Source organism: Kordiimonas sediminis, from assembly GCF_014656395.1.
GTDB lineage: Bacteria > Pseudomonadota > Alphaproteobacteria > Sphingomonadales > Kordiimonadaceae > Kordiimonas_A > Kordiimonas_A sediminis.
The window spans coordinates 85,168-109,929 of the sequence record NZ_BNCI01000001.1 but is presented as its reverse complement, the minus strand read 5'-3'; the positions used below and the strand labels follow the sequence as shown (position 1 = coordinate 109,929).

25 protein-coding genes are annotated in these 24,762 nt (G+C 50.1%); 3 read left to right on the top strand and 22 right to left on the bottom strand.

Features of this window, described 5'->3' with window-relative positions:
• Positions 1-61: 61 nt before the first annotated feature.
• Entirely contained in the window at positions 62-538 is a 477-nt protein-coding gene (locus IE181_RS00455) for a MarR family winged helix-turn-helix transcriptional regulator (protein WP_191249599.1), read from the bottom strand.
• A 224-nt stretch (positions 539-762) separates the two neighbouring features.
• On the opposite strand from IE181_RS00455, the gene IE181_RS00450 reads away from it, so the two are divergent.
• Positions 763-2,082: an acetyl-CoA hydrolase/transferase family protein gene (locus tag IE181_RS00450; RefSeq protein WP_191249598.1), complete on the top strand. Its 1,320-nt coding sequence runs from the start codon at positions 763-765 to the stop codon at positions 2,080-2,082.
• Positions 2,083-2,133: 51 nt separating this feature from the next.
• Here IE181_RS00450 and IE181_RS00445 read toward each other — a convergent pair whose 3' ends face one another.
• The 11 genes from IE181_RS00445 to paaZ form a co-directional block, all read right to left on the bottom strand.
• Positions 2,134-2,862, bottom strand: a complete 729-nt coding sequence (locus IE181_RS00445) for a sulfotransferase family protein (protein ID WP_191249597.1) — start codon at positions 2,860-2,862, stop codon at positions 2,134-2,136.
• Between the two features lie 212 nt (positions 2,863-3,074).
• A complete protein-coding gene (locus IE181_RS00440; RefSeq protein WP_191249596.1) occupies positions 3,075-4,136 on the bottom strand; it encodes a 2Fe-2S iron-sulfur cluster-binding protein in 1,062 nt (353 codons plus the stop codon).
• A 12-nt stretch (positions 4,137-4,148) separates the two neighbouring features.
• Complete coding sequence (paaD, locus tag IE181_RS00435; protein WP_191249595.1) at positions 4,149-4,649, bottom strand: 1,2-phenylacetyl-CoA epoxidase subunit PaaD; 501 nt, start codon at positions 4,647-4,649, stop codon at positions 4,149-4,151.
• A complete protein-coding gene (gene paaC, locus IE181_RS00430; RefSeq protein WP_191249594.1) occupies positions 4,649-5,437 on the bottom strand; it encodes a 1,2-phenylacetyl-CoA epoxidase subunit PaaC in 789 nt (262 codons plus the stop codon). Before paaC ends, paaD begins: the two co-directional genes overlap by 1 nt.
• Before the next feature lie 11 nt (positions 5,438-5,448).
• Positions 5,449-5,733, bottom strand: coding sequence for a 1,2-phenylacetyl-CoA epoxidase subunit PaaB (paaB, locus tag IE181_RS00425; protein ID WP_191249593.1), 285 nt, complete (start codon positions 5,731-5,733; stop codon positions 5,449-5,451).
• Positions 5,734-5,751: 18 nt separating this feature from the next.
• Positions 5,752-6,750: a 1,2-phenylacetyl-CoA epoxidase subunit PaaA gene (paaA, locus tag IE181_RS00420; protein WP_191249592.1), complete on the bottom strand. Its 999-nt coding sequence runs from the start codon at positions 6,748-6,750 to the stop codon at positions 5,752-5,754.
• Positions 6,751-6,822: 72 nt separating this feature from the next.
• A complete protein-coding gene (gene paaK, locus IE181_RS00415) occupies positions 6,823-8,115 on the bottom strand; it encodes a phenylacetate--CoA ligase PaaK (protein ID WP_191249591.1) in 1,293 nt (430 codons plus the stop codon).
• Between the two features lie 27 nt (positions 8,116-8,142).
• Complete coding sequence (pcaF, locus tag IE181_RS00410) at positions 8,143-9,348, bottom strand: 3-oxoadipyl-CoA thiolase (RefSeq protein WP_191249590.1); 1,206 nt, start codon at positions 9,346-9,348, stop codon at positions 8,143-8,145.
• 12 nt (positions 9,349-9,360) lie between these two features.
• Positions 9,361-9,795, bottom strand: a complete 435-nt coding sequence (paaI, locus tag IE181_RS00405) for a hydroxyphenylacetyl-CoA thioesterase PaaI (protein ID WP_191249589.1) — start codon at positions 9,793-9,795, stop codon at positions 9,361-9,363.
• Position 9,796: 1 nt separating this feature from the next.
• Entirely contained in the window at positions 9,797-10,585 is a 789-nt protein-coding gene (locus IE181_RS00400; RefSeq protein ID WP_191249588.1) for an enoyl-CoA hydratase-related protein, read from the bottom strand.
• A 22-nt stretch (positions 10,586-10,607) separates the two neighbouring features.
• Entirely contained in the window at positions 10,608-12,638 is a 2,031-nt protein-coding gene (gene paaZ / locus IE181_RS00395) for a phenylacetic acid degradation bifunctional protein PaaZ (protein ID WP_191249587.1), read from the bottom strand.
• Positions 12,639-12,863: 225 nt separating this feature from the next.
• Here paaZ and IE181_RS00390 point away from each other — a divergent pair, with 225 nt between their 5' ends.
• Positions 12,864-13,475, top strand: coding sequence for a TetR/AcrR family transcriptional regulator (locus IE181_RS00390; protein WP_191249586.1), 612 nt, complete (start codon positions 12,864-12,866; stop codon positions 13,473-13,475).
• An 89-nt stretch (positions 13,476-13,564) separates the two neighbouring features.
• Here the strand turns inward: IE181_RS00390 and IE181_RS00385 are convergent, their stop codons facing one another.
• From IE181_RS00385 to IE181_RS00345, 9 genes are all read right to left on the bottom strand, one after another.
• On the bottom strand, positions 13,565-14,968 hold the full coding sequence (locus tag IE181_RS00385) for an aldehyde dehydrogenase family protein (protein WP_191249585.1): 1,404 nt from the start codon (positions 14,966-14,968) through the stop codon (positions 13,565-13,567).
• Positions 14,969-15,000: 32 nt separating this feature from the next.
• Complete coding sequence (locus IE181_RS00380) at positions 15,001-16,689, bottom strand: AMP-binding protein (protein ID WP_191249584.1); 1,689 nt, start codon at positions 16,687-16,689, stop codon at positions 15,001-15,003.
• 55 nt (positions 16,690-16,744) lie between these two features.
• A complete protein-coding gene (locus IE181_RS00375) occupies positions 16,745-17,269 on the bottom strand; it encodes a cytochrome C (protein WP_191249583.1) in 525 nt (174 codons plus the stop codon).
• A 10-nt stretch (positions 17,270-17,279) separates the two neighbouring features.
• A complete protein-coding gene (locus tag IE181_RS00370; RefSeq protein ID WP_191249582.1) occupies positions 17,280-17,804 on the bottom strand; it encodes a c-type cytochrome in 525 nt (174 codons plus the stop codon).
• Positions 17,805-17,814: 10 nt separating this feature from the next.
• Positions 17,815-18,351 (bottom strand): methylamine dehydrogenase light chain, encoded by a 537-nt coding sequence (locus tag IE181_RS00365; RefSeq protein WP_191249581.1) that lies wholly within the window; start codon positions 18,349-18,351, stop codon positions 17,815-17,817.
• 74 nt (positions 18,352-18,425) lie between these two features.
• The gene (locus tag IE181_RS00360) at positions 18,426-19,028 is read right to left on the bottom strand and encodes a redoxin domain-containing protein (protein ID WP_191249580.1); all 603 of its coding nucleotides are present in this window, start codon (positions 19,026-19,028) and stop codon (positions 18,426-18,428) included.
• Positions 19,025-19,564: a MauE/DoxX family redox-associated membrane protein gene (locus IE181_RS00355; protein WP_191249579.1), complete on the bottom strand. Its 540-nt coding sequence runs from the start codon at positions 19,562-19,564 to the stop codon at positions 19,025-19,027. The genes IE181_RS00360 and IE181_RS00355 overlap by 4 nt, the downstream gene beginning before the upstream one ends.
• A gap of 11 nt (positions 19,565-19,575) precedes the next feature.
• Positions 19,576-20,733 carry an amine dehydrogenase large subunit gene (locus tag IE181_RS00350; protein ID WP_191249578.1) on the bottom strand — a complete coding sequence of 386 codons (1,158 nt, stop codon included), beginning with the start codon at positions 20,731-20,733 and terminating at the stop codon, positions 19,576-19,578.
• A 139-nt stretch (positions 20,734-20,872) separates the two neighbouring features.
• On the bottom strand, positions 20,873-21,529 hold the full coding sequence (locus IE181_RS00345) for a TetR/AcrR family transcriptional regulator (protein ID WP_191249577.1): 657 nt from the start codon (positions 21,527-21,529) through the stop codon (positions 20,873-20,875).
• Between the two features lie 291 nt (positions 21,530-21,820).
• On the opposite strand from IE181_RS00345, the gene IE181_RS00340 reads away from it, so the two are divergent.
• Complete coding sequence (locus IE181_RS00340; RefSeq protein ID WP_191249576.1) at positions 21,821-22,135, top strand: DMT family transporter; 315 nt, start codon at positions 21,821-21,823, stop codon at positions 22,133-22,135.
• Between the two features lie 100 nt (positions 22,136-22,235).
• Here IE181_RS00340 and IE181_RS00335 read toward each other — a convergent pair whose 3' ends face one another.
• On the bottom strand, positions 22,236-24,575 hold the full coding sequence (locus IE181_RS00335; RefSeq protein WP_191249575.1) for a TonB-dependent receptor: 2,340 nt from the start codon (positions 24,573-24,575) through the stop codon (positions 22,236-22,238).
• Between the last annotated feature and the right edge of the window lie 187 nt (positions 24,576-24,762).

Here is a 24,762-nt window from a genome sequence, read left to right as displayed (position 1 = left end):
TCTGTTTTTCGGTGCCTGTATAGGCGTTACGGGCACCGATATATTCTGAAGGCTGCAGCCTTTATTTAGGGCTGACAATATCACCAAGCTCCAAGATAGGGGATGCATCCAGGCCTTCGGCATCCATCATGGCGGCAACACGTTGCAGAGAACTGATTAACATTGAACGTTCCCAATCCTCTAGCTTTCGGAACTGGCGCAGAAAACCAGCCTGAAGCAGTTCGGGCGATTCTTCCAGGCGTCTCATGCCATCAGATGTCAGGCAGGCGTGAACAACCCGTTTATCTTTTTCGCTTGGCTCGCGCCTTACCAGTCCAGCCTTTTCCAGGCGGTCCAGAATTGATGTAATTGTTGCCTGACTAAGCGCAACTTCGCGTGCGACGGCACTAGGTGGTATTCTGCCTTGCTTGCGGATGGCGTGCATGACAACCAGTTGCGGTGCCGTCAGTCCCGTTTGTTTCACCAATTGCTTGGACTGAAGATCAATCGCGCGGGTTATGCGGCGAATAGAAATCAAAATGTCATCATAGTCGGTCATTATCGTGTTTAGTATCCGTAAAGGTATGCCCTGGTTTCAAGATATGCAGATCTCGAAGAGTTCATAAATGTTTTTGCAGTGTTTCTGTACCCATGTGTTTGAACCTAGCTGATTTTACCCACAAGAGAAAGACTGGAAGCTTTGCAGTCTCATAATTTTCTTATAGAAATACGGTAGCAATTTCCGTCTGGTGTTTCTGCCAGATCCTTACAGGGGAGAGAGCAGTGAACCCACAATCAGCCTACCAAGAAAAACTGACGAGCCCGGTTGATGCCGCGTCAGTTATCAAGGATCGTTCCAATGTTATTTTGGGGATGGGGGTTGCCATGCCGCCAGCGTTGATGAGAGCGCTTGCAGACAGGGCATATGCAGGGTCCTTTAGCAGTTTGAATGTATATTATATGCATGCTTCCCATGATGCTATGGAAACACTCCTTGTCGAAGACCTGATGGATGTGATCCGGCCCAAGCCACTGTTTATGAGTAGCCATGACAGGGCGCTTGCTGCAAAGGGGCGCAACGTGGGAAAATCGTATGTGGACTTTGTGCCGTCTGCCTTTCACCAGGCGGGGCGTTTACTGACCGAAAGTATCAGCCCGGACTATTTTCTGGTTACCGTCAGCCCAATGGATAAGCACGGATATTTTTCACTAGGCACTAATCCTGACTACGGCGCGACGGTTGTACGCAAGGCCAAACATGTCATCGTTGAGGTAAACCCCAATATGCCGCGGGTATTTGGGGAATGTCTTCTTCATGTCAGTGATGTGGATGCCGTGGTAGAGCATACGGCCGATTTGATGGAAACCGTTGGTAAGCCGCCCAGTAAAACTGACAAAGCAATTGCGGACTTGATAGCCTCGGAAATTCCGGATGGTGCTACGCTGCAAATGGGGGTTGGCGGGGTGCCGGCAGCCGTTCTGTCAAATCTGGAAAACCATAAGGACCTTGGTCTGCACTCAGAGCTGTTTTCACCGCCGATGGTTGACCTGATCAAGAAAGGGGTTCTGACTGGGGCGGAAAAATCAATTCTGCCGTATAAGCATGTCTTTACGCTGGCACTGGGGGACCGTGCCATGTTCGATTTTATGGACGATAACCCATCAATTGTTGGGTATCCGGTGTCGTGGGTAAACGCGCCGAGTGTTATTCGAAAAAATCGTAATATGATCAGTGTAAATGCTGCGATTGAAGTGGACCTGACCGGGCAAATCAACAGTGAGCAGCTTGACGGCAGACCATTTTCAGGAACAGGCGGACAATTGGATTTTGTGCGCGGCGCTTATGACGGCAAAAACGGAAAAAGCTTTATTGCCCTGCACTCTACGGCCAAAGGCGGCACTATCAGTAAGATAGTGCCCCGACTGAAAGGTGGGGCAGTTACAGATCCGCGGATGGACACCCACTATGTTGTGACCGAACATGGTATGGCCAATATGAAAGGACTATCCTTGCGCGACAGGGCGCAGGCACTGATCAGTCTTGCGGCGCCAGAGTTTCGGGAGGATTTATCGCGCGAAGCCAATGAAATGGGCCTGATTTAAGCTATCTATCTGAATGCCGGCCAGCAGTTGCGGCTTTAGCCTGATTAAGGATCAAGGCGTGATGTCGGTTGGGTAGAAGAGACGAAAGTCATTGTCATACCTTTCGCGTACTTTTGTTATCAGATAGTCGTTATACAGGTCACGTGGTTTTGGTCTATCAGCTTGCTGGTGAATGGTCCGTATGTTTGGTAGGTGGTGTCCAGATTTGCCAGAAATTGTCGCCTGCAGATGCGCCCAGTCTTTATCCATTGTCTCGGTTTTGCCGATAAAATCGCAGGTGCTTTTTCCTTTGACAGTCAGCATAGAGGCCTGAGACTTGAAATGCACGTCTGCAACTTCGTCTGGAATGGTTGCAATATGGTCAACAAAGTCACGGAACGTCATTTCAGGCGTGAAGCCGCTATCCCGAAAAGAATTGATTAAACCGTACTTCCTTCGTTTGACAATTTTTTCATGATAGCAGGACACCGTCTGGCTGTATGGGTTTCGTACAAAAGAAAATATGAACGCATCAGGATGCTTTTGTTTTAGCGCACCATAAGACATCATATCGGCAAGACCACTAGGATGTTGATACCAGAAACGGTCTCGTCTTCCACCATCAATCGTGGCCTCGTGGCCAAAAAGAAAGTCATGCAAAGCATGCTTTACCGATGAATTGGCGGCTTTTGGAATCCGGGCGTAGGCGATATTATGATGTGGAAGCACCAGATAATGACGCTCCTGCTTCTTCGGCCTTTTGGAGGCAAATAGCTTGCGGACTAAAGTCTGAGTAACCAATCCTGGTTTCCTTGTTCAGTGAAATGCGCGGAAAAATACTTAAAGGTGTAAATTTATATACTCTTAGTATGATTGCTATTGATTGGTCAATTCACAATTTATTGGTGATGGCAGTAAGTGGATTTCTGGGTGGCAAGCGCAAAAAACCCTGCCCAGAAGGGCAGGGGGAATTGGTGTTAAATTGAAGAAGCGATTGCCAGCGATGGGCAGGCTTATTCGTCGAAGCTTAGGACGACTTTATCACTGACTGCATACGACTGGCATGTCAGTACATAGCCGGCTGCCACTTCTTCCGGCTCCAGTCCCTGATTGAGGACCATTTCCACATCGCCTTCAAGTACTTTCGCGCGGCAGGTACAGCAAACACCGCCTTTACAGGCAAAAGGTACATCCAGATCGCCTTCAATCGCAGCATCAAGAATGGCGACACTGTGCGATGAGGTGATCGAGAATTCGTCGCCGTCGATAACCAGTGTCATTTCAGCTTCGCCTTCTACTTCGGCGGCCCTGCCTGGTGCCACAGCCTGCTGGCCTTCGCTCAGGAATTTCTCGCTATGAATTTGTTTGTCAGTAAAGCCACTGGACTTCAGTCCTTCAATAACGCCATCAATCATGGCGTCGGGGCCGCATACAAAGGCGTGATCAATCTTGTCGGCGCTGATGATGCGTTTAAAGATTTCCTGAGTTTTATTGCAGTCCAGACGACCATTGAAAAATTCCATTTCAAGATCTTCCTGACTGAGGAAATGCCAATAGCTAAAACGGTCGGTAAAGCGGTTTTTCAGATCGGAAATCTCGCTTCTGAAGATGGTCGACCGGCCTGTGCGGTTGCCGTAAAACAACAGGAAGCGTGCGTTTGGCTCAGTCTGGAGGGTTGTTTTGATGATCGACATCAAGGGCGTTATACCACTACCCGCTGCAAAGGCGGCATAGGTGCGGGATGACGTGTCATCCAGATCAACATAAAAATGGCCTGTCGGCGTCATAACATCGATTTTGTCACCAACCGCAAGATTTGCATTGGCATAAGTTGAAAATCGACCGTTTTCCACTTCTCGGATGGCGACGGTTAGTTTGCATTCTCCAACACTGCTGCAAATGGAATAGGAACGGCGAAGCTCTTCACCGTTCAGATCTTTGATCAGCGTCAGATGCTGGCCTTGTTTATACTGGTATGCGTCGCGCAGGCCTTCTGGAACGTCAAAGGTAACGACGATTGTTTCCGGTGTGTTTTTCTCGACACCGGAAACGGTAAGTTCGTGATGTTGATGCATAGTTGCTTCCCATTAAATACACTTAAAATACTCAAACGGTTCAAGGCAGGAGGTGCATCGATACATTGCCTTGCACGCGGTTGAGCCGAACTCACTTACTTGTTCGGTTTGTGTGGAATCGCACCGTGGACAGTGAACTACCGGGCTGATGCCCAGAAGCGCAGCCTTGCCAGTGGCTGCTTCGCCCACGGGTGGTGCGATGCCATATTCTTTCAGTTTCTTTCGCCCGTCTTCGGTGATCCAGTCGGTTGTCCATGTAGGGCTAAGAACTGTTTTGATTGTAACATCTTCATGGCCAGATGAAACAACCGCTGCCTTGATGATTTCGCTGATCAGGTCAGTAGCCGGACAGCCACTGTATGTCGGTGTCACATCAATCACGACTTTGCCGCCATCAGACAGTTTGACATCTCGAATGATACCAAGGTCAGTAACTGACAAGGCAGGAACCTCTGGATCCAGTACTGTATCCAGAGTGTTCCATATTTCCATTGTCTCAGCCGTGCGTGTCATTACCAGGTTGCACCCTGTGCTGTTGGGTAGGCACGCTGCAGGAACTGCATTTCTGCAAGAATGTGGCCAAGATGCTCGGTATGATGACCATCATGGCGGCTGCCAATCACACGCTTTCCTGCAGTGTCAGCCATTGTAATGTCGGCTTCTGCAAGGATCGCGCTGATGACTTCGGTCCATTCTGCTTCGATGTCCTTCGAAGCAACAGCAATGCCCTTGTCGGCCAGTTCCTGTTCCCACGCAGTTGTTTCAAACAGTTCAGGCACAAAACGCCACAGAGTATCAAACCCTTTTTGCAGACGGCGATTGCTTTCATCGGTACCCAGACCAAGGCGCATTGTCCACTCAGTCGCAAAACGGCGGTGATAGGTTACCTCTTTCAGTGCCTTTTTCGCGATCTCCGCAATCCGTTCATCAGAAGAATTTACCAGACGCTCATAGCGGATATACTGGTAAACGCTGAACATCAGCATACGGGCAGTAGACAGACCCCAGTCAGTGTTAGGCTGTTCAGTAAGCCAGTGACAGCGGAAGTCATGTGTATCCCGCAGATACGCCAAGTCATCGGACGATTTACCTTCGCCCTGCAGTTCGGCGGCATAGGACAGCCACAGATCAGCCTGACCAATCAGATCAAGTGCAAGGTTAGACGCAGCAATATCCAGTTCCAGATTTGGTCCTTTGGATAGCCATTCGCTCCAGCGGTGTCCCAGGATCAGCGCATCATCGCCAAGTCCCAGAACATATTGGAAATGGGGGTTGTCCCCGTTTGTATAGATGCTTGTCATCCGTTGGCTCCTTACATTTTGCCGACTTCTTTAGGGATGTCGTAGAATGTAGGGTGGCGGTACACTTTGTCCTGAGCAGGGCCAAAGAGCGCATCGCCTTCTGCCGGGTCAGATGCCACAATTTCCTTGGCTGGAATAACCCAGATGCTCTCGCCTTCGCTTCTGCGTGTGTACAGATCACGGGCGTTTTCAATTGCCATGCGGCCATCAGCTGCATGCACACTACCTACGTGTTTGTGAGACAGTCCGCGCTTGGAGCGGATGAATACTTCGTAAAGATCCCAATCGTTTTGCATAGATTTATCCTTCCCTCGTTATGCAGCTTTAGACTTTGCGCGTTGCTTCTCGGCATATGCAGCCGCCGCTTCGCGAACCCATGCACCGTCTTCCAGTGCCTCATTGCGCGCGTTCATACGGTCATCATTGGAAATGCCGTTTCCTTTAACAACGTCCCAGAATTCATCCCAGTCCAGCTCGCCAAAGTCATAGTGGCCAGTTTCTTCATTCCATTTGATCTGCTCAGGAATCTTCAGGCCAAGGAATTCGGCTTGCGGAATTGTGGCGTCAACAAAACGCTGGCGCAGCTCATCATTGGAGAATCGTTTGATCTTCCATGCCATATTTTGGCTTGAATGCGCACTGTCGCTGTCTGGTGGGCCAAACATCATCAAGGCAGGCCAGAACAGGCGGTCGAAGGCGTCCTGCACCATTTTCTTCTGTTCGTCTGTGCCTTTCATCATCTCCAGCAGCGCTTCATAGCCCTGACGCTGGTGGAAGCTTTCTTCCTTACAGACGCGGGTCATGGCGCGGGCATAGGGGCCGTACGAACAACGACAAAGCGGAATTTGGTTGGTAATTGCAGCACCGTCCACAAGCCAGCCAACGGCACCGACATCTGCCCAGTTCATTGTTGGGTAATTGAAGATAGTGGAATATTTGGCTTCGCCCGCGTGCAGCTGGCGTACCAGTTCTTCCCGTGAAACGCCCAGCGTTTCAGCAGCACTGTAAAGATACAAGCCGTGCCCGGCCTCGTCCTGAATTTTAGCGATCAGGATAAGTTTTCTTTTGAGGGTAGGCGCACGAGTTACCCAGTTGCCCTCAGGATGCATGCCCACGATTTCAGAGTGCGCATGCTGCGACATCTGGCGGATCAGGGTTTTGCGGTAGCCTTCCGGCATCCAGTCTTTTGGTTCAATGAACTCATCGCGGTCGATGCGGGCCTGAAATTCAGCCATGCCTTCTTCTGCAACCTTAATCTCGTCCTTTGCAGCTTTGGCTTTCTCTTCCGCAGTCCGTAAGTCGGTCGTATACATTGTCACTCCCCTTTGAATGCGTGATGCATGTTTATACAATTAACTGACCATTCGGTCAATTAATTAATTCGATTATTTATTCCTCAGGTCATGGACCCGCTTTGCCTTGCCTTCAGACCGCGGGATAGCGTTTGGTTCCTTGATAACCACAGTCGAGGAAACGCCGATTGTAGCTTTGATAGCGTGGGCCAGTTGCTGGCTCGCGGCAATCCGGGTATTTTCATCGGCAGCATGCTCAGCGGCTTCACCGACGACGGTTAAGGTATCCATTGGACCTTCCCGGCGGATCTCGCAGTAATAATGTGGCACAAGGCGCGAATCTTTCAGGATCAGGTCTTCGATCTGCATCGGGAAGACATTTACACCGCGAATAATCATCATATCGTCCGATCGACCTGTGATTTTCGCCATCCGACGCATAGAACAGGCTGTTGGCGGCAACAGACGGGTCAGGTCACGGGTGCGGTACCGAATGATTGGGAAGGCTTCCTTGGTAAGGGAGGTGAAAACAAGCTCGCCTTCTTCGCCGTCCGGCAGGACTTCACCTGTCTCCGGGTTGATAATCTCAGGATAGAAATGATCCTCCCAAATAGTAGGGCCGTCTTTTGTTGAGGCAAATTCCTGACCTACGCCCGGTCCGATAACTTCAGAGAGACCATAAATGTCAACAGCATCAAGATCGAAAGTTTCTTCGATTTCGCGGCGCATTTCCTCGGTCCACGGCTCTGCACCGTGAATAGCGATGCGCAGCGATGTATCGCGCGGGTCGATCCCGGCTTTGCGGAAACCGTCAGCCAGTGCAAGCATATAGCTTGGTGTTACCATGATAATGGTGGGTTTGAAATCCATGATCAAATCCACCTGTCGGGCAGTAGCCCCGCCAGACATAGGGATCACGTTACAGCCAGCACGTTCGGCACCGTAATGGGCGCCCAGACCGCCTGTGAAAAGGCCGTATCCGTACGCAACATGCACAGTATCGCTTGAATTTCCGCCTGCCGCCCGGATAGAACGGGCTACAACATCAGCCCACATATCAATATCGCGTTTGGTATAGGTAACCACAGTTGCCTGCCCGGTGGTGCCGGACGAAGCATGGGTACGCACAACATCTTCCATTGGAACTGCTGTCAGGCCGTAAGGATAGTTGTTGCGCATGTCCTGTTTGGTAAGAAAAGGAAACTTGGCAAGATCATCAAGGGACTGAAGGTCGTCTGGTGTGACGCCAGCTTCTTTAAATGTAGCGCGGTAGTGTGCAACATTATCGTAGGCATGCCGGATTGATTTCTGCATCCGGTGAAGCTGGATTTCTTTCAGTCGGTCACGATCTATATGGATGATCGTGTCATCAAAATGTACATGCATTGCAAGTTTCCTTATTCAGACTATCCCTTAAACGCGTTCAATGATCATGGCGATACCTTGACCAACCCCAATGCACATGGTGCAAAGTGCATATTTGCCGTCCCGGCGTTCTAGCTCGCGCGCGGCGGTCCAGACCAGACGCGCACCGCTCATGCCAAGTGGGTGACCAATTGCAATGGCACCACCGTTCGGGTTAACCCGGCTGTCATCATCGGCCAGACCCAGATCACGTGTTACTGCTAGGCCCTGTGCTGCGAACGCTTCGTTCAGTTCGATAACGTCAATGTCACTAAGGGCAATACCCGTGCGTTCCAGAACCAGTTTGGAGGCAGGCGCTGGACCAAATCCCATAATGCGGGGCGGTAGTCCGGCAACTGCTGTACCAACAATCCGTGCCTTTGGTGTCAGGCCGTATTTTCTAGCTGCATCAGCTGAGGCAACAATCACCGCACATGCTCCGTCATTGACGCCTGATGCGTTACCCGCTGTTACTGTGCCGTTTTCGCGGAAGGGTGTTGGCAGTTTACCAAGACTTTCTGCCGTAGTACCAGCACGTGGATGCTCATCCTCTGTGATAGTTGCTGTTTCCTTACGGCTGACACGTACTTCAACCGGCATGATTTCTTCATCGAAGAAACCGTCTGCTTTTGCCTTTTGGTACTTTTCCTGGGAGGCAGCTGCGAAAATATCCTGATCGACACGGCTGATGGAAAACTCTTCGGCAACATTTTCTGCGGTTTCAGGCATGCTGTCGATGCCGTAGTCGGCTTTCAGCTTCTTGTTAACGAAACGCCATCCGATGGTGGTGTCATATATCTCAGCATTGCGGGAGAATGCGCTGCTGGCTTTGGGCATGACAAACGGCGCGCGGCTCATGCTTTCAACGCCGCCAGCAATCATCAGGTTGGCTTCGTCGGCTTTGATCGCACGTGCGGCCATGGAAATCGCGTCCATGCCAGACCCGCACAGGCGGTTAACCGTTGTTCCGGGTACGGGTGTACCAAGATCCGCCAGAAGGGATGCCATCCGGGCAACGTTTCTGTTGTCTTCGCCTGCCTGGTTTGCACAGCCAAGGATCAAATCCTCAATCGCGTCCGCCGTAAGGCCAGGGTTACGTTTCATTAGTTCCTTGATAGGCAGGGCAGCCAGATCATCCGCGCGAACACTTGAAAGGGCACCGCCAAACCGGCCAATCGGGGTACGAATACCGTCACAAATAAAGGCATCAGCCATGAAAACTCTCCGTTATTTTAGATCACTTAGTGATTTTGATGTCTGGTGAGACCGCCCCTTGAACAGGACAATCGTATCGTTGTTTTGGTTGGTAACGACAATGTCGTAAATAGAGGATCTTCCACTTGTATCCACCCACTGGGCTGTGGCCGTCAGTTTATCCCCTGGCATCGCTGGACGCATGAATTCTATCGAACAGCCCGATGCGACATTCAGATTGTGCCGGGTGTTGCAGGCAAGCGCAAAGGCGCTATCGGCCAGAGAAAACAGCACGCCGCCGTGGGCGGTGCCTGCAAAGTTCAGATGCTCTGGCTTCAGATCCATCGACACTGATGCTTTGCCGTCTTCGATGCTGTCTATGGTAACGCCAAGTAACCCCTCTAGCCCCCGATCGTGCCAAACAGAGGTAATCAGATCAATTGGGCAGTTGGTCGGCGTATCCGTCATCCTAGCGCCCTTTAAAGACAGGCGTGCGTTTTTCCAGAAACGCAGAAACACCTTCGCTATAATCGTCAGAAAATCCGCATTTTTGCATCAGGTCCCGCTCCATATCGAGCTGTGTATCCAGGTCATTGGAATAGGAGGCATGCAAAGCTTTTTTCGTATTCGCCAGTCCAAATGTTGGTTTTACCGCGAACCCTTCGGCCATTTCCTTTACCGTTGCAATCAGGTCATCAGCGGCCACACAGCGTGCAATCATGCCCATGCTTTCTGCTTCGTCTGCTTTGACCGGTCGTGCAGTGAAGGTCAGCTCCTTGGCTTTGGCCATGCCGATTAGTCTTGGCAGGATAAAGCTGCCACCTGCATCAGGAATCAGGCCAATATTGGAATACACCTGGATGAATTTGGCGGTGTCAGCAGCGATGACAATATCACAGGCCAGGGCAATGTTGGCCCCAGCGCCAGCTGCGACGCCGTTTACGGCTGCAATGGTCGGAACTGACAGATTATAGAAACGGCGCAGGAAAGGATTATAGCCGTTGCCGACCGTTTCACCCAAATCAGGACGTTCACCGCCGGATACGTTCCGGTCATTCAAATCCTGACCGGGGCAGAAGGCTCTGCCTTCACCGGTTAGGACCAAGCAGCGGATAGCATCGTTGCTCTCTGTCTCGTCAAGGACCGATGTTAGTTCCTTCAACATCTGATCATTGATTGCGTTCAGCCTGTCAGGACGGTTTAGCGATACCCAGGCAACACCGTTTTCAACACGGAAAAGAATGGTTTCGTACGTCATGGTTTTCTCCCGGTATACAGTGTTACTGGACGCGTGTGTTGTGCGTCAGCAGTTCATAATTTGCGCATTCGTCACCATCTTGGTTGGTAACGGTCACATCCCAGCGGACTTCGCCGAAGTCTTCATTCATGCGGGCTGTGCGCTGCTTACAAACCAGACGAACCTTGATGGTGTCACCAGGATACACAGGCTTGGTAAACTTCAACCCTTCAAGGCCGACGTTCGCCAGAACTGGCCCCGGTGCAGGGTCGACAAACAAACCCGCTGCGAAAGACAGGAGCAAATAGCCGTGTGCCACGCGGGCACCAAAGATCGGGTTTGCGGCTGCGGCTTCTTCGTCCATGTGTGCGTAGAAGGTATCGCCGGTGAAGTTTGCAAAATGCTCAACATCTTCCAGTGTGACAGTACGCTCCTTGGTGTGGAGTGTATCGCCGATTTTAATCTCATCGAAAGTTTTGCGGAACGGGTGCGCATCCATTTCAAGCTCTTTGGAGCCGGAAACCCATTTGTTTGTTACTTTCGTCAAAACATCAGGGGAGCCCTGAATAGCGATGCGCTGCATATAATGTTTAACGGCGCGGATACCGCCCTGTTCTTCACCACCACCGGCGCGGCCTGGTCCACCATGCTTCATATGCGGCAGGGGAGAACCGTGGCCCGTGCTTTCGCCTGCACTGGTACGGTCCAGGACAACAAGGCGGCCATGATAGGCACCGATGCCCATCACAACGTCTGAGACAATCTCAGGGTCATAGGTAAACAGTGACGCAACAAGGCTACCTTCACCCATATTAGCCAGAGTGATTGCATCTTCTGTCGTGTCATACGGCATAATTGTTGATGCGGGGCCAAAGGCTTCGATGCTGTGGACCTCTGGAGTTTCGAGCGGCGCATCACAGTACAGAAGTGTAGGCTTCAGGAATGCGCCAGCCTTATAATCACCACCGGATACGTCAAATTCAGTCGTGCCGTCCAGGACTACATCACAGTATTCTTTCAGGTCATTAATACGGTTGATGACTTCTTCACGCTGGTCAAGACTGGCGAGTGGGCCCATTCTGACCCCTTCTGCGCGCGGGTCACCAACGGTGGTTTTGCCAAGACGCGCGATCAGTGCGTCTTTCACGTCTGCAACCAGATTGCGCGGTACGATTGTACGGCGAATAGCAGTACATTTCTGGCCTGCTTTGGCAGTCATCTCGCGGACAACTTCCTTGATGAAAAGATCAAACTCAGGCGAGTCCTTGGTCACATCAAGGCCAAGGATGGAGGCATTCAGGCTGTCACATTCTGCAACAAACGGGACTGCCTTCTCGGTGAAAGCTGGGTGTTTCTGCAGATAGTGGGCGGTGCTGGCAGAACCTGTGAAGGTTACAACATCCTGGCACGTCAGATGATCAAACAGATCGCCAGTCCGGCCACAGATAAGCTGTATGGCACCTTCCGGCAGGACACCGCTGTCGATCATATATTTAAAGGCTTTTTCAGTCAGATGCGCTGTAGAGGAAGCAGGCTTCACAATGGCCGGCATACCAGCAAGTAGTGTTGGCGCCAACTTTTCCATCATGCCCCATACAGGGAAGTTGAAGGCATCGATATGAACAGCAACACCCCGGCGTGGCACCATAATATGCTGGCCGAGGAATGTGCCACCTCTGGAGAGCTGCTCGACATCACCGTCGACATACCATGGCTGGTTTGGCATTTCCCGGCGACCCTTGGAGGAATAGACAAAGAAAGTAGAGATACCACCGTCTACGTCCACCCAGGTGTCAGACTTTGTTGCGCCTGTCTGGTATGATAATTCGTACAGTTCGTCTTTTGCTTTCGTCAGGGCTAACCCAACGTTCTTTAGCATTATAGCACGCTCATGGAATGTCATTTTGCGCAGTGCAGGGGCACCCACAGTGCGGCCATACTCCAGCATGGCTTTAAAATCCAGTCCATCACTTGAAACTGTAGCGATAGTTTCGCCGGTTGATGCGTCCTTGATCGGGCTTCCGTCAAGTGGGGGTGTATACCATTCACCAAGAGCGTAACTCTGCAGTTTCATGAAACTCTCCTTAAAGCAGCGTGATAGATTTTTGGGCGTGCCCATATTCTCTCCCAGAAAGGGCAGGTGGGGAGTAAAACATTAACCGACCAATCAGTCAATTAAATAATCTGATCAATTTACTGTGTATTTTGAATCGAAAATCCGTTTATATAGCTGGCAACCATCCAAGGGTGTACGGCGTATCACAGGCACGCAGCATCTTTTTGTTTCCAAGGGGGTATTATGGCTAGACCACAGGCCGAAGATTATGATGAAAGAAAGCAGTCTATTCTGGATACGGCCGCCAGAGTATTTGCTGATGGGGGCTACCACAAGGCGTCAATAAGCCAGATTGCTGATGCATGCGGCATGTCCAAGTCCTTGATTTATCATTACTTTAAATCAAAGCAGAGTATGCTGTATCACGCTATGCTGGATCATGTGATTGAATTGGACAAGCTGGCTCAGGAAGTGATGGCGATGGATATTTCAGCCGAGGAAAGGCTGAAAAAGATTATCCGTCGGTATCTGATCGTGTATGAAAATACAGTGCCTCAGCACCATCTGATGATCAATGAACTGAAGTCCCTGACCGCTGAACAAAAGGCAGAAGTCGTGGGCCTTCAAAACAGTGTTGTGCATGCATTTGCAGATTTAGCGAATGAAATATCACCCCTTCCTTTTGAAAAGCATAAGGCAAAAACGGCGATTTCCATGCTGATGCTGGGAATGGTGAACTGGACCTATATCTGGTTTAAACCGGATGGGCCTGTAAGCTCCGAGCAATTGGCAGCGATTATAACCAAGATGTTTATTGATGGTCTGAAAGGTCTGACCGAGGACGTGTTTGTTTAGCCAGACAGCTATATCAATGTTGCTACAGATAAAAGGGGAGCTATTGAGCTCCCCTAAAAGTATAATCAGACGCAGAGGGTAGGGGGAGATTATTTCGCCTGATTAATAACCTGAACCTGTGTGAACTCGTTCAGTCCTTCCTGCGCAAACTCTACGCCAATTCCAGACTGTTTTGCACCGCCAAAGGGAATGTTTGGTCCAAAGTCCAGATGGGTGTTGATCCATACAGTACCACTTTCCACCTGCAGGGCGATTTCTTTGGCTTTGGCGATGTCTTTTGACCAGACAGAGCCACCAAGGCCGACATCTACGCCATTGGCGCTGCCGATAATATCATCGCTGTCAGTGTATTTAATGACAGGCATGATGGGGCCGAACTGTTCTTCATCGACAATTTCATCGCCGTCTTTCACATCACGGACAATGGTTGGCGGAATAAAATAGCCGGGACCGTCCGGCAATTCGCCACCGGCGATAACCTTGCCAGCTTTTTTGGCGTTCTCGAGGAAGCCTTTGACTTTCTCGTACTGCATTTTGTTATTCAGCGGGCCGATTTGCGTACCCTGCTCAAGGCCGTCTCCGACAATGGCTGCCTTGGCCAGTTTTGCAAGTTCGTCACACATTTCGTCATAGATACTTTCGTGGACATAGGCACGCTTCAGCGCCAGACAAACCTGACCACAATTCATGAATGCTGCCCCGTACATTTTGGCGGCTGTTTCTGCAACATTCACATCGGGCAGGACAATGGCGGGGTCATTGCCGCCAAGTTCCAGGGTCAGTCGTTTCAGTGTATTTGCCGCCGACGCCATAACTTTTTTACCTGTCTCGGTCGAGCCAGTGAAAGAGACTTTGGCAACATCAGCATGTTGGGTCAGATAGCCGCCCAGATCATTGTCGTCATTGACGGTGTTTATGACACCCGCTGGCAGAATATCCGCGCAAATTTCAGCGAACAGGGCAGCTGTCAGTGGCGTGGTCGGGGACGGCTTGATCACGCAGCTATTACCGGCGAGAAGGGCCAGCGGAACCTTAAAAGCAATGATCAGCAAGGGAAAGTTCCAGGGTATAATGCAGGCCACAACACCGAGGGGTTTACGGTATAATTCAACACGCTTGGCATCATCGTCCTGAAGAACCTCTACAGGCAGGTCCATGGTCGCAAAATACCGGATAAAGGCTTCGGTATACATGACCTCTGCAGATGCTTCGGCGATTGGTTTGCCTTGTTCCTGTGTCAGGACGCGAGCAATTTTGTCTGCGTTGGCGTTCAGGGCATCTGCGATTTTATTCAGTGCTACCTGCCGGTCTGCGATAGCCGTTTTTGCCCAAATTTTTTGTGCGGCCTTTGCCGATGCAATAGCCTTATCAGCAAGCGCGGTGTCTGATCTGGCGATGGAGGCAAAGACCTTCTCTGTCGCCGGATTTACGACATCAAGGTTTGACGCTCCTTCGGTTGCTTTACCATCAATCCATAATTTATAGTCTGACACGTCGATCCCCTCTTCCAATTCTAATGATATTTTTAGGCTGTTTTCTGCGTATGCAGATGCAGTTCTTCTTTCATCATGTCGCGCATGACAAATTTCTGAATTTTGCCGGTTACGGTCATTGGGAATTCTTCTACAAATTTGATGTAGCGCGGCACCTTATAGTGCGCGATCTGATCACGGCAGAAGTCTTTGATTTCCTGTGTATTCGCAGACTGTCCGGGTTTCAGTTGAATCCAGGCACAGATTTCTTCGCCGTACTTGTCGTCTGGTACACCAAAAACCTGAACATCCTGTATTTTCTCATGTCTGTAGAGAAATTCTTCAATTTCCTTCGGGTATACATTTTCTCCGCCGCGGATAATCATGTCTTTGACGCGGCCCGTGATATTGACATACCCGTCTTCATCCATGGTGGCGAGATCACCGGAGTGCATCCAGCCGTCTTTATCAATGGATTCACGGGTTCTTTCTTCATCCCCCCAGTAGCCTTTCATGACGCTGTATCCGCGTGTGCAAAATTCGCCCTGTATGCCGCGTTCAACAATATTTCCGTCTTCATCAATGATTTTGACTTCAACATGGGGGTGTACGTTGCCAACGGTTGTGACACGTTTTTCAAGCGTGTCTGTGGGGTTTGATTGCATGCTGATCGGGCTGGTTTCCGTCATACCGTACCCAATTGTGACCTCTGACATATGCATCTTGCCGATGACTTTTTTCATTGTTTCAATCGGGCAGGGGGATCCTGCCATAACCCCTGTGCGCAGGGATGACAGGTCATATTGATCAAAATCAGGGTGCGACAGTTCCGCAATGAACATGGTTGGCACCCCGTACAGGCTGGTGCATTTTTCCTGTTCGACAGCCTTCAGTACTGTTTCAGGGTCATAGGCTTCACCCGGGAAAACCATGGCGGCACCAAAAGAGACGCAGCACAAGGTCCCAAGCACCATTCCAAAACAGTGATACAAAGGAACCGGGATACACATACGGTCTGCCTCGGTTAAATTCTGGCGGCGACCTGTGAAATAGCCATTATTCAGGATATTACGGTGGGACAGGGTCGCCCCTTTTGGGAAACCTGTTGTCCCGGATGTGAACTGAACATTGATGGCATCATCGGGGGAAAGACTGGCTTGTACCTCTTTCAGGTTTTGCCGCGCGGTGTCCGTTGCACGATCAGAGATGTCGCTGAATGTTAAAAAACCGTCTGGTGCCGTGTCTGCAATAACGGCGGCAATTTTCAGATGTGGCAGCTTGGCAGCCTTAAGCCTTGCTGGCACGCAGTTGCTGATCTCAGGGGCCAGACGCTGCAGCATTTCGACGTAATTGGATGTCTTGAAGGTCTGCGCAAGTACAAGCGCCTTACATTCAACCTTATTCAGAGCGTATTCAAGTTCGGAAACTCGGTAGGCAGGGTTAATGGTTACCAGGATCAAACCAGCCTTTGCTGTGGCAAACTGGGTTAAAACCCACTCGGCATTATTCGGAGACCAGATGCCTACTCGGTCACCCTTCTCAAGGCCAAGCGCGACAAAACCTGCTGCCAGTTCATCGACTTTCTGATTAAAGTCAGCATAAGACCAACGGATGCCCTGATGCAGACTAATGAGCGCATCACGGTCACCAAACTTTTCTGACGTTTGATCAAGGGCCTGACCGATCGTACAGTCCCACAGCGGTATATCGGTTTTACCTTGGGTATGGCTTAAAAGTGTCACTGGGCATCCTCTCTATACTTGTGGGCCGCTGGGTGAAACGCCCTGTGTTGTTGGCCTAATTACTGTTCAGATAGTCAATCAGTTCTGCGCGGATTTTCTCTGCTTCTTCCACATATGGTTTCTTGCGCATGTGGCCCACTTCATCCGGGGTGAATGGCTTGAAATCTGCTGGTATATGGTCTTTGTCAAATTCGAAAATTAGCCAGTTCATCACTTCTGCCGTCGCAGCGTCATCCAGCGCGGTGGTGGCAACACCCGGTACGCGCAACAGAAACTCCCGGCCGCCGGGGGCGTTCAGAAAGTTCGCAACAACACCGACCATTGACGGAGCGCCGCCTTCAGATCCTTCGCCGTTTCGGAGATGGCAGCCCTGACAATGAATGATGTAATTAATCATGGCACGGTGCGCATTCAGTGTCGGCATTTCAGCAGCGGCATGGGCCATGCTGTTTGATAGACTGTTTGTAGTGCTGTCAGATGCCGTGGCGGCAGAGCCGTTTAGTCCAAGAAGTATGCCCACGCAGGCAATCAGCGCCGATTTCACGTATGCTGTTTGTGTGTGGTATTTGCGTTGCTGCATAGGGTGCCCTTTACTCTTTAACCGAATCCCAGGCAGGCTGACGGAGCCCGTGTGTACCGCGACTGTTCATGCCTTTGTGGCGTGCCGTGATTTCCTTGACTTCCTCCGCAGTGAACGGGGCAAAGTCTTCTGGTGTCTCAGACAGGTCAGTGGCGATATAGTTTAGCGCATTTGCAATGCCGTCGTGCTTCAGGATGTTGCCCTGTGCTGGCATAATACCGCGATATGTCATGCCGTCGACCGCGATGGGCCCCATCAAACCGGCAGATATAATCATGACCAGATAGTCGCGCCCTTCCGGTGTTGCCATTAATCCTGTCAGGCGATTATCAATTGGCGGGAATGCGCCTGGGACACCTTTGCCAGTGGCTAGATGACAGGCAGCGCAGCGTTTATAGGCTTTTGCACCTGCTTCGTTCGTGCCAGATAGGGCAGACACTTCAGAGAGAGCAGACACTGGCATTGCAGAGAAAAGACCTACGACTATAGCGGCTGTGAAGCTACTGCGAACTGATGATTTCACGGACCATTTCATAGCGGTTCTGCTATTCGAGTGCCGTGCCAAGGATAACAGCCGTAGAGCACGTGTAGGACGTGCTGGCTGTGCCTAGGCACCAGTTGGTGTCATTGTTTGCCTGTGGGCGAACCATGGGGCGGTCACCTTCGTTACGGTTGCATAGACAACGTCCGCAAGCGGATTTGCCGCAACAGTCATTGTAGGAAATGATGTAATTTTTGCCGTCAGCAGGGTTTTGGCAAGTACCGATCCATGTAATGGGTGACATTTCCGTGCCCGGTGGGCAGGCGTTTTGCGTGCCGCCGCAGCAACTACAGAGAAAACCGTCAATGGCACAGTAGCGCCAATAATCACATGATGATGGGTCGCCTGGGTCCTGAATGTTGCCGGTTGTTTGCGTTGCAACCCCTGGGTAGCCATTTTCTGCAGCCCGAGCAACAGGCAGTAACGGGATGGATGCACCGCCGATCAATGTACCGCCAAGCCCCGTCAAGAAACTGCGACGTGATGTTTTCATCGCTATTTGGCGGGAGAATTTTTCCGTCAGTTGGTCAATAAATTTCACCGATTTTTCCTTCCGTACTTCCCTAATTCTGACTGGGTGCCTTACCGGCTACCCTCTTGAATACTTATTGGTGTTTAGCTTGCCGTTCTGCTTTGCATATAGTCCTGAATGGAAGCTACATCCCGCTCTTTTGCTTCAAACAAACTTTCAAGATGTTCGCGTGAATTGATCAGGCCGAGCGAGGCGATTTTGCCGTTTTCATCAATCAGCACAGCATAAGGTAGTTTGCTGACACCGAATGAGCGGCCAAGCAGTTCTGAGACAACATAATCGAAATGTTCCAGCCCACGTTCTTTGATAAAAGCGCGGTGGCTAGGTTCTGCGCCGTCGCTTGCCAGAATAACGTCCAGCCATTTTGCTTCGGCTTTTTTCATCGAACCAAGCGCGGGTAACAGTGTTTTACAAACAGGGCAATCAGGCGACAGGAAGAATAAAAGCTGGCTTTTGCCATTGCGTTCCGCGCCGCCGATAGAAACTTTGCCACCACCCAGCAGGTTTGCTGCAAGTGTCGGGGCTGTATCGCCCTTTTTTAAGTTTTGGTTCATAGACAGGGCACCTGCCGGCGCAATCCGTTCATGCAGGACACCGACTTGCCGCATCAGAGCCAGCACCATCAAAGCCAGTGCAACAATAATAACCCATGATAGGATTTGTGAAATGATCAGGGCCGTGGTCATGAAGAATGCTCCTGTTGAAAGGCAAGGGTGGCGATCAGGGCGTTAAATGCCTGATAAAGAAGAATGATCGCGGCGGATGCAAGAAGGGCGGTTACCCAGTCAAGCCATACAAGTGACCGTATGTCAGGTGTCGCAACGGCGATCAACGTGATCAATGCAAGCACCAGATTACGGTAGATAAGGGGTCTGCCAAGAGGCGTGGACTGACGACTGTTGCCCCAGTTACAGCCACAATCTGCCCCGGCATTACCGCGCAAAATAGCAACCATCATCAGGCAGGCATAGCCAAGGAACAAGGAGGCTCCAAGGAGGGCCGCAACAGGCTGATATCCAGGCAGTAGGGCTAAGACAACGACCAGTACTTCCGCGCTTGCGGCGATAGCGGCCGCAGTGGGTACAAGCGCGGCAGGCATAATTCCGTAGCCGGTTATGGCAAGCCGGAAGCTGGAAAAATGTGTAAGTTTATGCAGGGCACTACCAGCAAAGAAGATTGCCAGAAATGTTAAAACTGCGAACTGAATACCAAGGTCAATCACGACGGCACCCTTTATTCAACGGGGAATAGCTGGAATGCATGCTGGGTAGCACCGCCACCGATCGTGCGCAGAAGCTCACCGGTTTTGGCGTTAAACACATCCAGTTCAAAGTTTCCGTTGGTCACGGTCAGATACGGTGTTTCACCGCGCGTAACCGCAATTGTGATGCCCCAATTAGGTAGCGGTATGGTACGAACTTTAGTGCGTGTCTCCGGATCAAACACCCAAACCTCTGATCCACCATTTTTATGGGATCCTTCCACGCCGTCTGCATGCATCAGAATATAAAAAAGACCATCAGTGTCACCACCGTCGATCACCTGCCAACCGCCAGGGCGCCAGTTCTGGGCTTTTTCTTCCGGGGTTAAGACTGACCAGCTTTCAAGGGGCTTGGCCGTACCGTCCTTCAGTTCAATTGGCTGGATGTCGCCAAGGAATGTAGGGAAGTAGGCAACGTCATTAATCCGCGCATATTTTACAAAAAGTGGATTGTCATCAATGTCGTTGAAAGCCTCGGTGTCGTGCCGTTTCTGGAAGGCACCAGATGCATCAATTTCAAAGACGGACATGCCACCCGCAGCACATTGCATCGCGAAGTTCGTATCCCCGGTGGGATATAGTTGAGAGCACCCCGGGGTTTGGATTTCTTCGAGCAGTTTGCGTTCAACCATGTCCACAATCTGAACCGATGCGGCAGGGGTGAAATTGAAAACGAACGCAAAGCGGTCATTACCGCTCATAACAAGGTTGCTGCGGGTAGACATTGTTTGACCGCGCTTGCCGCCAGGCAGAATGATTTCATCTACCGGCGACAATGTCGCAGTATCATAGATAGCCAGTACATCAATACGGTCACCGTATGTGCCGCGGGAATAGAATGTCTGGGCACTGTATAGTTCTGGGCGGGTTGTAGATTGTGTAAAACTGGCGAACAGGGAAGCATTCATCGCGCCTTTATAGTTTCTGGTATCGGCTGCGACATCAAGGACGACAATTTTTCCGCCAACGGGCTCCACGAAATTCAGGTCCTGTGCAAAAATCCAGTCCTTGGAATATTCCGAGGGCAGGGTAACAACATTTGGCGTTGGTTCTACTGGCAGGTCATCGGCTGCAAGCGCGCCGGTACAAAAAAAACAAGCTGTTGCCACTAGTGACTTCAGTGTCGTCATGGTGATGTCTCCCCTTTAAGAAATCCCATTAATAGGACATGTGTACTAATCTTATCCATTAAAAAGATAGAGTCAAGCATCAGAAATCAGATTTCTGATGTCATAAGCGGTAAGAAACAGCGGTTTTTAAGAAAACTTATTATGCACTAAGGGGTTGAACAGAATCGTTCGTGGCATTTTTTACCAGTGACAAAAACGTAGGGACAGCAACTTTCAGGATGTGAGGGGCAAGATGCGTGCAGGATTTGTCGTCACCAATAAAGACGGTATGCCCTTCGATAGATGAAACAATGAATAATGCCAGCGCATAACAGGAGGTTTCATCAAGGGCTGGGTTCACTTCCTGTATCAATCGCGCGATAATCAGTCTGACCTGAGAATAGACATCAATCATACATTCTTTCACAACCGGATCATGGGTTGCCATAACCCACAATTCAGGGAAGAAACGTGTCGTTTCAACAGTTGCTAAATCTTCGATAATCGCCGTGATGATAGACGCAAGCTTTTCCTCTGCTGACAGATGCTCATCAACCAGGAAACGGTCCCAGTCGTCTTCATACCCCTGCAAAACACTTTCTACCAGATCATGAAGCAGGTCAGATTTACTGGAATAATAATACGACAGATTACCGACAGTCATTTTTGACCGTTCTGCGACACGCCGCATAGACAGGCGGTGGAAGCCCTCATCGATGATGAGATCGCGGGCAGCATTCAAAATTTTCAGAACGCGGTCACGTCCTTTCTTGGATGTTGCCTTATCGTGACGCCCTTGAAGGCGAAGCTTCTTCATAATCTGTGTCCTGAATATTTAAAGAATAGTCTGGATTGAGCCAGTTCAACGGGATTTAGCATCAAGTATAACGGTGGGTCAAATATCATTCGGCAGTTGCAAGTTATTGTGATCAGATTCTGTATCTTGGACTTGAGTGCGGATGTGCTATTGCGCATAGCAGGCATGCGCATACATTCGTTTTTCCGGCAGTATTTCCTGATACAGTTAAGCACCCGGTGTATGAACAGTCTAAAGTTTAAGGATGACGTGGTGCGGTTTTTATCCGTAGCTGAATAAGGAGCAGGATACGTGAGCTGGTTATATTTGGTGATTGCAGGTTTTTTGGAAATTGGCTGGCCAGTCGGTCTTAAGATAGCACAGGCTCCGGACACACGTTGGCTCGGCGTTGGTCTTGCCGTGATCTTTATGGTGGCAAGTGGCTTTTTCTTGTGGTTGGCCCAGCGCCATATACCGATGGGTACGGCATATGCAGTGTGGACAGGTATTGGTGCGGCTGGAACGTTTTTGGTTGGCGTGCTGGTGTATGGAGACCCTGCATCATTTGCCCGGTTTTTTGGCGTTGCTTTGATTGTCTCCGGTGTCGCGATGTTGAAATTCTCCTAAGGAGTGCTGTGGCGCTTCCTTTAATTCTGACACTATTTAAATGGCCAAACACGCAGTAAAAAGACTGTATGTTTGGCCGTGCGTATCTAGTCCCTAGGTTCTAGAAGTTATGCGTAACGCTCAGACGCCATGACCGTGGACGTCCGTAATATTCTTCGATCATGCCAAAGAACAGGCCGCCATTGTCAATGTTGCCCGACAGATCGAATATCTGAACGCGGTACTTCTCATTAAACAGGTTATCAACAGAGAAACGAACCTCCCAGTCTTCATCTGCATTCATCCATGCGGCTGATGCATTGAAAATTGCGTAGCCTTTTTCTGTTGATGCAGGTGACTGCAGTAACGAGAAATAGTGCTTGCTGCGATACTGGAAATCAGTTTGGACGGACATGCTGCCTTCACCGACTGCAAATTCGTAGCGCGCCAAACCGTTCAGATTCCATTTAGGTGTCTGAACAGACGTCAGGACTGCACCGGGCAAAAACGCTTCTGCGGTACCTGCTGGTGTTTCCACATCAATGGTCATGCCGGGAATGTCGGTTACTTCAGAATCGATGTAGCCAACACCTGCCATCAAATCCAGCCCCGGTGCCGGTGAGGAGAAGACCTCCAGCTCAAACCCTTTGTTTTTAGCCTGAGTGTTCAGGGTGAAAGTATCCAGCCCTACGATCGAAAAGCCCTGATAGTTCTTATAGTCGTAATAATAGGCAGCACCATTGATCCTGAGATTGCTGTCTGGGATATCCAGTTTAAAACCTGCTTCAAACGCATCCAGTTTCTCTGGCTCATAGTTCATGAATGTATCGGTGACCAGAATATCGGTTGGAAGAACAGGCGCGTTAAAGCTGCCTGATTTCACGCCGCGGTTCCAGCTAAGATATGTCAGCAAGTCAGAATTCGGCTTATAGTTCAGTTGCACACGTGCAGACCAGTTGCCGTCATCACGTTCGCCGCTATAGGGCATAACCAGATCAAACAGTTCCGTGTAATTTTCAATGGGCGCTGCTTCAGCATTATCTGTAAAGAGGACGCCGATATCACGGTATTCCATGGTTTTGTCTTCTTCGATCCAGCGGAAACCACCTGTCAGGGACAAAGTATCCGTCAGGTCATATTCAATATCCGCGAAGATGGACCAGCTTTCAGATTGCAGGCTGTATGGGTTGTAAATACCATTCAGACCACCGAATTCTTCCTGTGTTCCGCCAAACAGTGCGGGCAGGGCATCCTTGAACCAGTCACGGGCGACTGTGCCGTTGCTGTCATCAATGTCCAGATCAAGATAATAGAAACCGGTGACCCATTTCATTCTGTCCGTTGTGCCGTTCAGGCGCAGTTCCTGAGAAAACTGTTTTGAATCGGTCGTCAGGAAGAAATTGAAATAGTCAGACGGGGAAGAATCTGAGTCTTCAATATAATTTCTTTGCACTGTTTGATAATCGGTCAGACTTGTCAGGGTCATGTTGCTTGAAACATCCCATGAGATCGTTGCCGTATACCCCATAGTTTCCAGATCATTATAGCCCTGGAAGTTATAGTCGCCGGCATAGACATCCCCATCTGTATCCGTATATCCGTCGAGATTAGAGTTCGGCACTCCTGGGGTTGGTGTCGAATCCGGATAGATCGCTGTTGCATGCTCGAAGAAGCCAGTACGAATATCCTGACTGGATCCACGCACATTCAGTAGAATGTCCATCGTATCGGTCGGTTTGAAAAGAAGCTGAAGACGTCCCGCATAATCATTGACGTTATTCAGGTCCTTGTCGCTTAGACGGTTTTCAATGTAGCCACCGCCTTTATGCCCGGTAACGCTGACCCTTGCAGACAGATTTTCACTGACGGGTCCGCTGATAGCTGCCTCGCCCTTAACGCGGTTCCAGCTACCATATGACAGAGATGCATAGCCTTCAAATTCTTCGGTTGGCTTTTTAGTGATAAATTGCACCAGACCGCCTGTCGCATTACGGCCAAACAGAGTTCCTTGCGGTCCGCGAAGCACCTCGACCCGTTCCATATCAAATAGCTGGAACCCGGTTCCAGACATTTGTGATATATAGACCTCATCCACATAGATCGCTACGGGACTTTCAACATTGGTTGTGAAGTCACTGTTGGCAACGCCCCGAATAGCGACAGCATAATTTGCTTCGCCGTTGGGCTGTACCGTGCTGACACCTGGTGCCAGGGCAGTAACCTGCTGCGCGTTGGTATAGCCAAGCGCACGCATCTGATCGCCCGAAAGCGCGGTGATTGCGATACCGACATCCTGTACACTTTGGGACCGTTTCTGCGCAGTAACCTGAATTTCTTCAAGTAACATTTCCTGGGCAATCGCAGGTGCCGCAGCGACCAAAGAAAGACCGATGGCTGTTGTTGTAGAAAGAATAGATTTCAGAGAAGTCGGATAATCAGGAATGCACCTCGTAATGTTCATATTTTCCTCCAGAGTTTCCAAAATATTATTATTTTATTTTTTGTTGTGTAATACGCCCTTCTTCTAGGACGTATGTACTATATACGAAAATGATGGCGAAATGAACAAAATAGGTCATTAGTCCAATTTTATATCGCGTTTAACGGGTAAAATTGAAAAATTATATCCTGCGATAAAACGGCATTAA

Coding starts and splice junctions, on each gene's coding strand:
- IE181_RS00370 (WP_191249582.1), bottom strand. CDS start 17,804: ATGAAATGGTCCGTGAAATCATCAGTTCGCAGTAGCTTCACAGCCGCT.
- IE181_RS00335 (WP_191249575.1), bottom strand. CDS start 24,575: ATGAACATTACGAGGTGCATTCCTGATTATCCGACTTCTCTGAAATCT.
- IE181_RS00455 (WP_191249599.1), bottom strand. CDS start 538: ATGACCGACTATGATGACATTTTGATTTCTATTCGCCGCATAACCCGC.
- pcaF (WP_191249590.1), bottom strand. CDS start 9,348: ATGGCTGATGCCTTTATTTGTGACGGTATTCGTACCCCGATTGGCCGG.
- IE181_RS00400 (WP_191249588.1), bottom strand. CDS start 10,585: ATGACGTACGAAACCATTCTTTTCCGTGTTGAAAACGGTGTTGCCTGG.
- IE181_RS00350 (WP_191249578.1), bottom strand. CDS start 20,733: ATGACGACACTGAAGTCACTAGTGGCAACAGCTTGTTTTTTTTGTACC.
- paaD (WP_191249595.1), bottom strand. CDS start 4,649: ATGACACGCACGGCTGAGACAATGGAAATATGGAACACTCTGGATACA.
- paaA (WP_191249592.1), bottom strand. CDS start 6,750: ATGTATACGACCGACTTACGGACTGCGGAAGAGAAAGCCAAAGCTGCA.
- paaK (WP_191249591.1), bottom strand. CDS start 8,115: ATGCATGTACATTTTGATGACACGATCATCCATATAGATCGTGACCGA.
- paaI (WP_191249589.1), bottom strand. CDS start 9,795: ATGACGGATACGCCGACCAACTGCCCAATTGATCTGATTACCTCTGTT.
- paaB (WP_191249593.1), bottom strand. CDS start 5,733: ATGCAAAACGATTGGGATCTTTACGAAGTATTCATCCGCTCCAAGCGC.
- IE181_RS00375 (WP_191249583.1), bottom strand. CDS start 17,269: ATGCAGCAACGCAAATACCACACACAAACAGCATACGTGAAATCGGCG.
- IE181_RS00390 (WP_191249586.1), top strand. CDS start 12,864: ATGGCTAGACCACAGGCCGAAGATTATGATGAAAGAAAGCAGTCTATT.
- paaC (WP_191249594.1), bottom strand. CDS start 5,437: ATGACAAGCATCTATACAAACGGGGACAACCCCCATTTCCAATATGTT.
- paaZ (WP_191249587.1), bottom strand. CDS start 12,638: ATGAAACTGCAGAGTTACGCTCTTGGTGAATGGTATACACCCCCACTT.
- IE181_RS00345 (WP_191249577.1), bottom strand. CDS start 21,529: ATGAAGAAGCTTCGCCTTCAAGGGCGTCACGATAAGGCAACATCCAAG.
- IE181_RS00440 (WP_191249596.1), bottom strand. CDS start 4,136: ATGCATCAACATCACGAACTTACCGTTTCCGGTGTCGAGAAAAACACA.
- IE181_RS00360 (WP_191249580.1), bottom strand. CDS start 19,028: ATGACCACGGCCCTGATCATTTCACAAATCCTATCATGGGTTATTATT.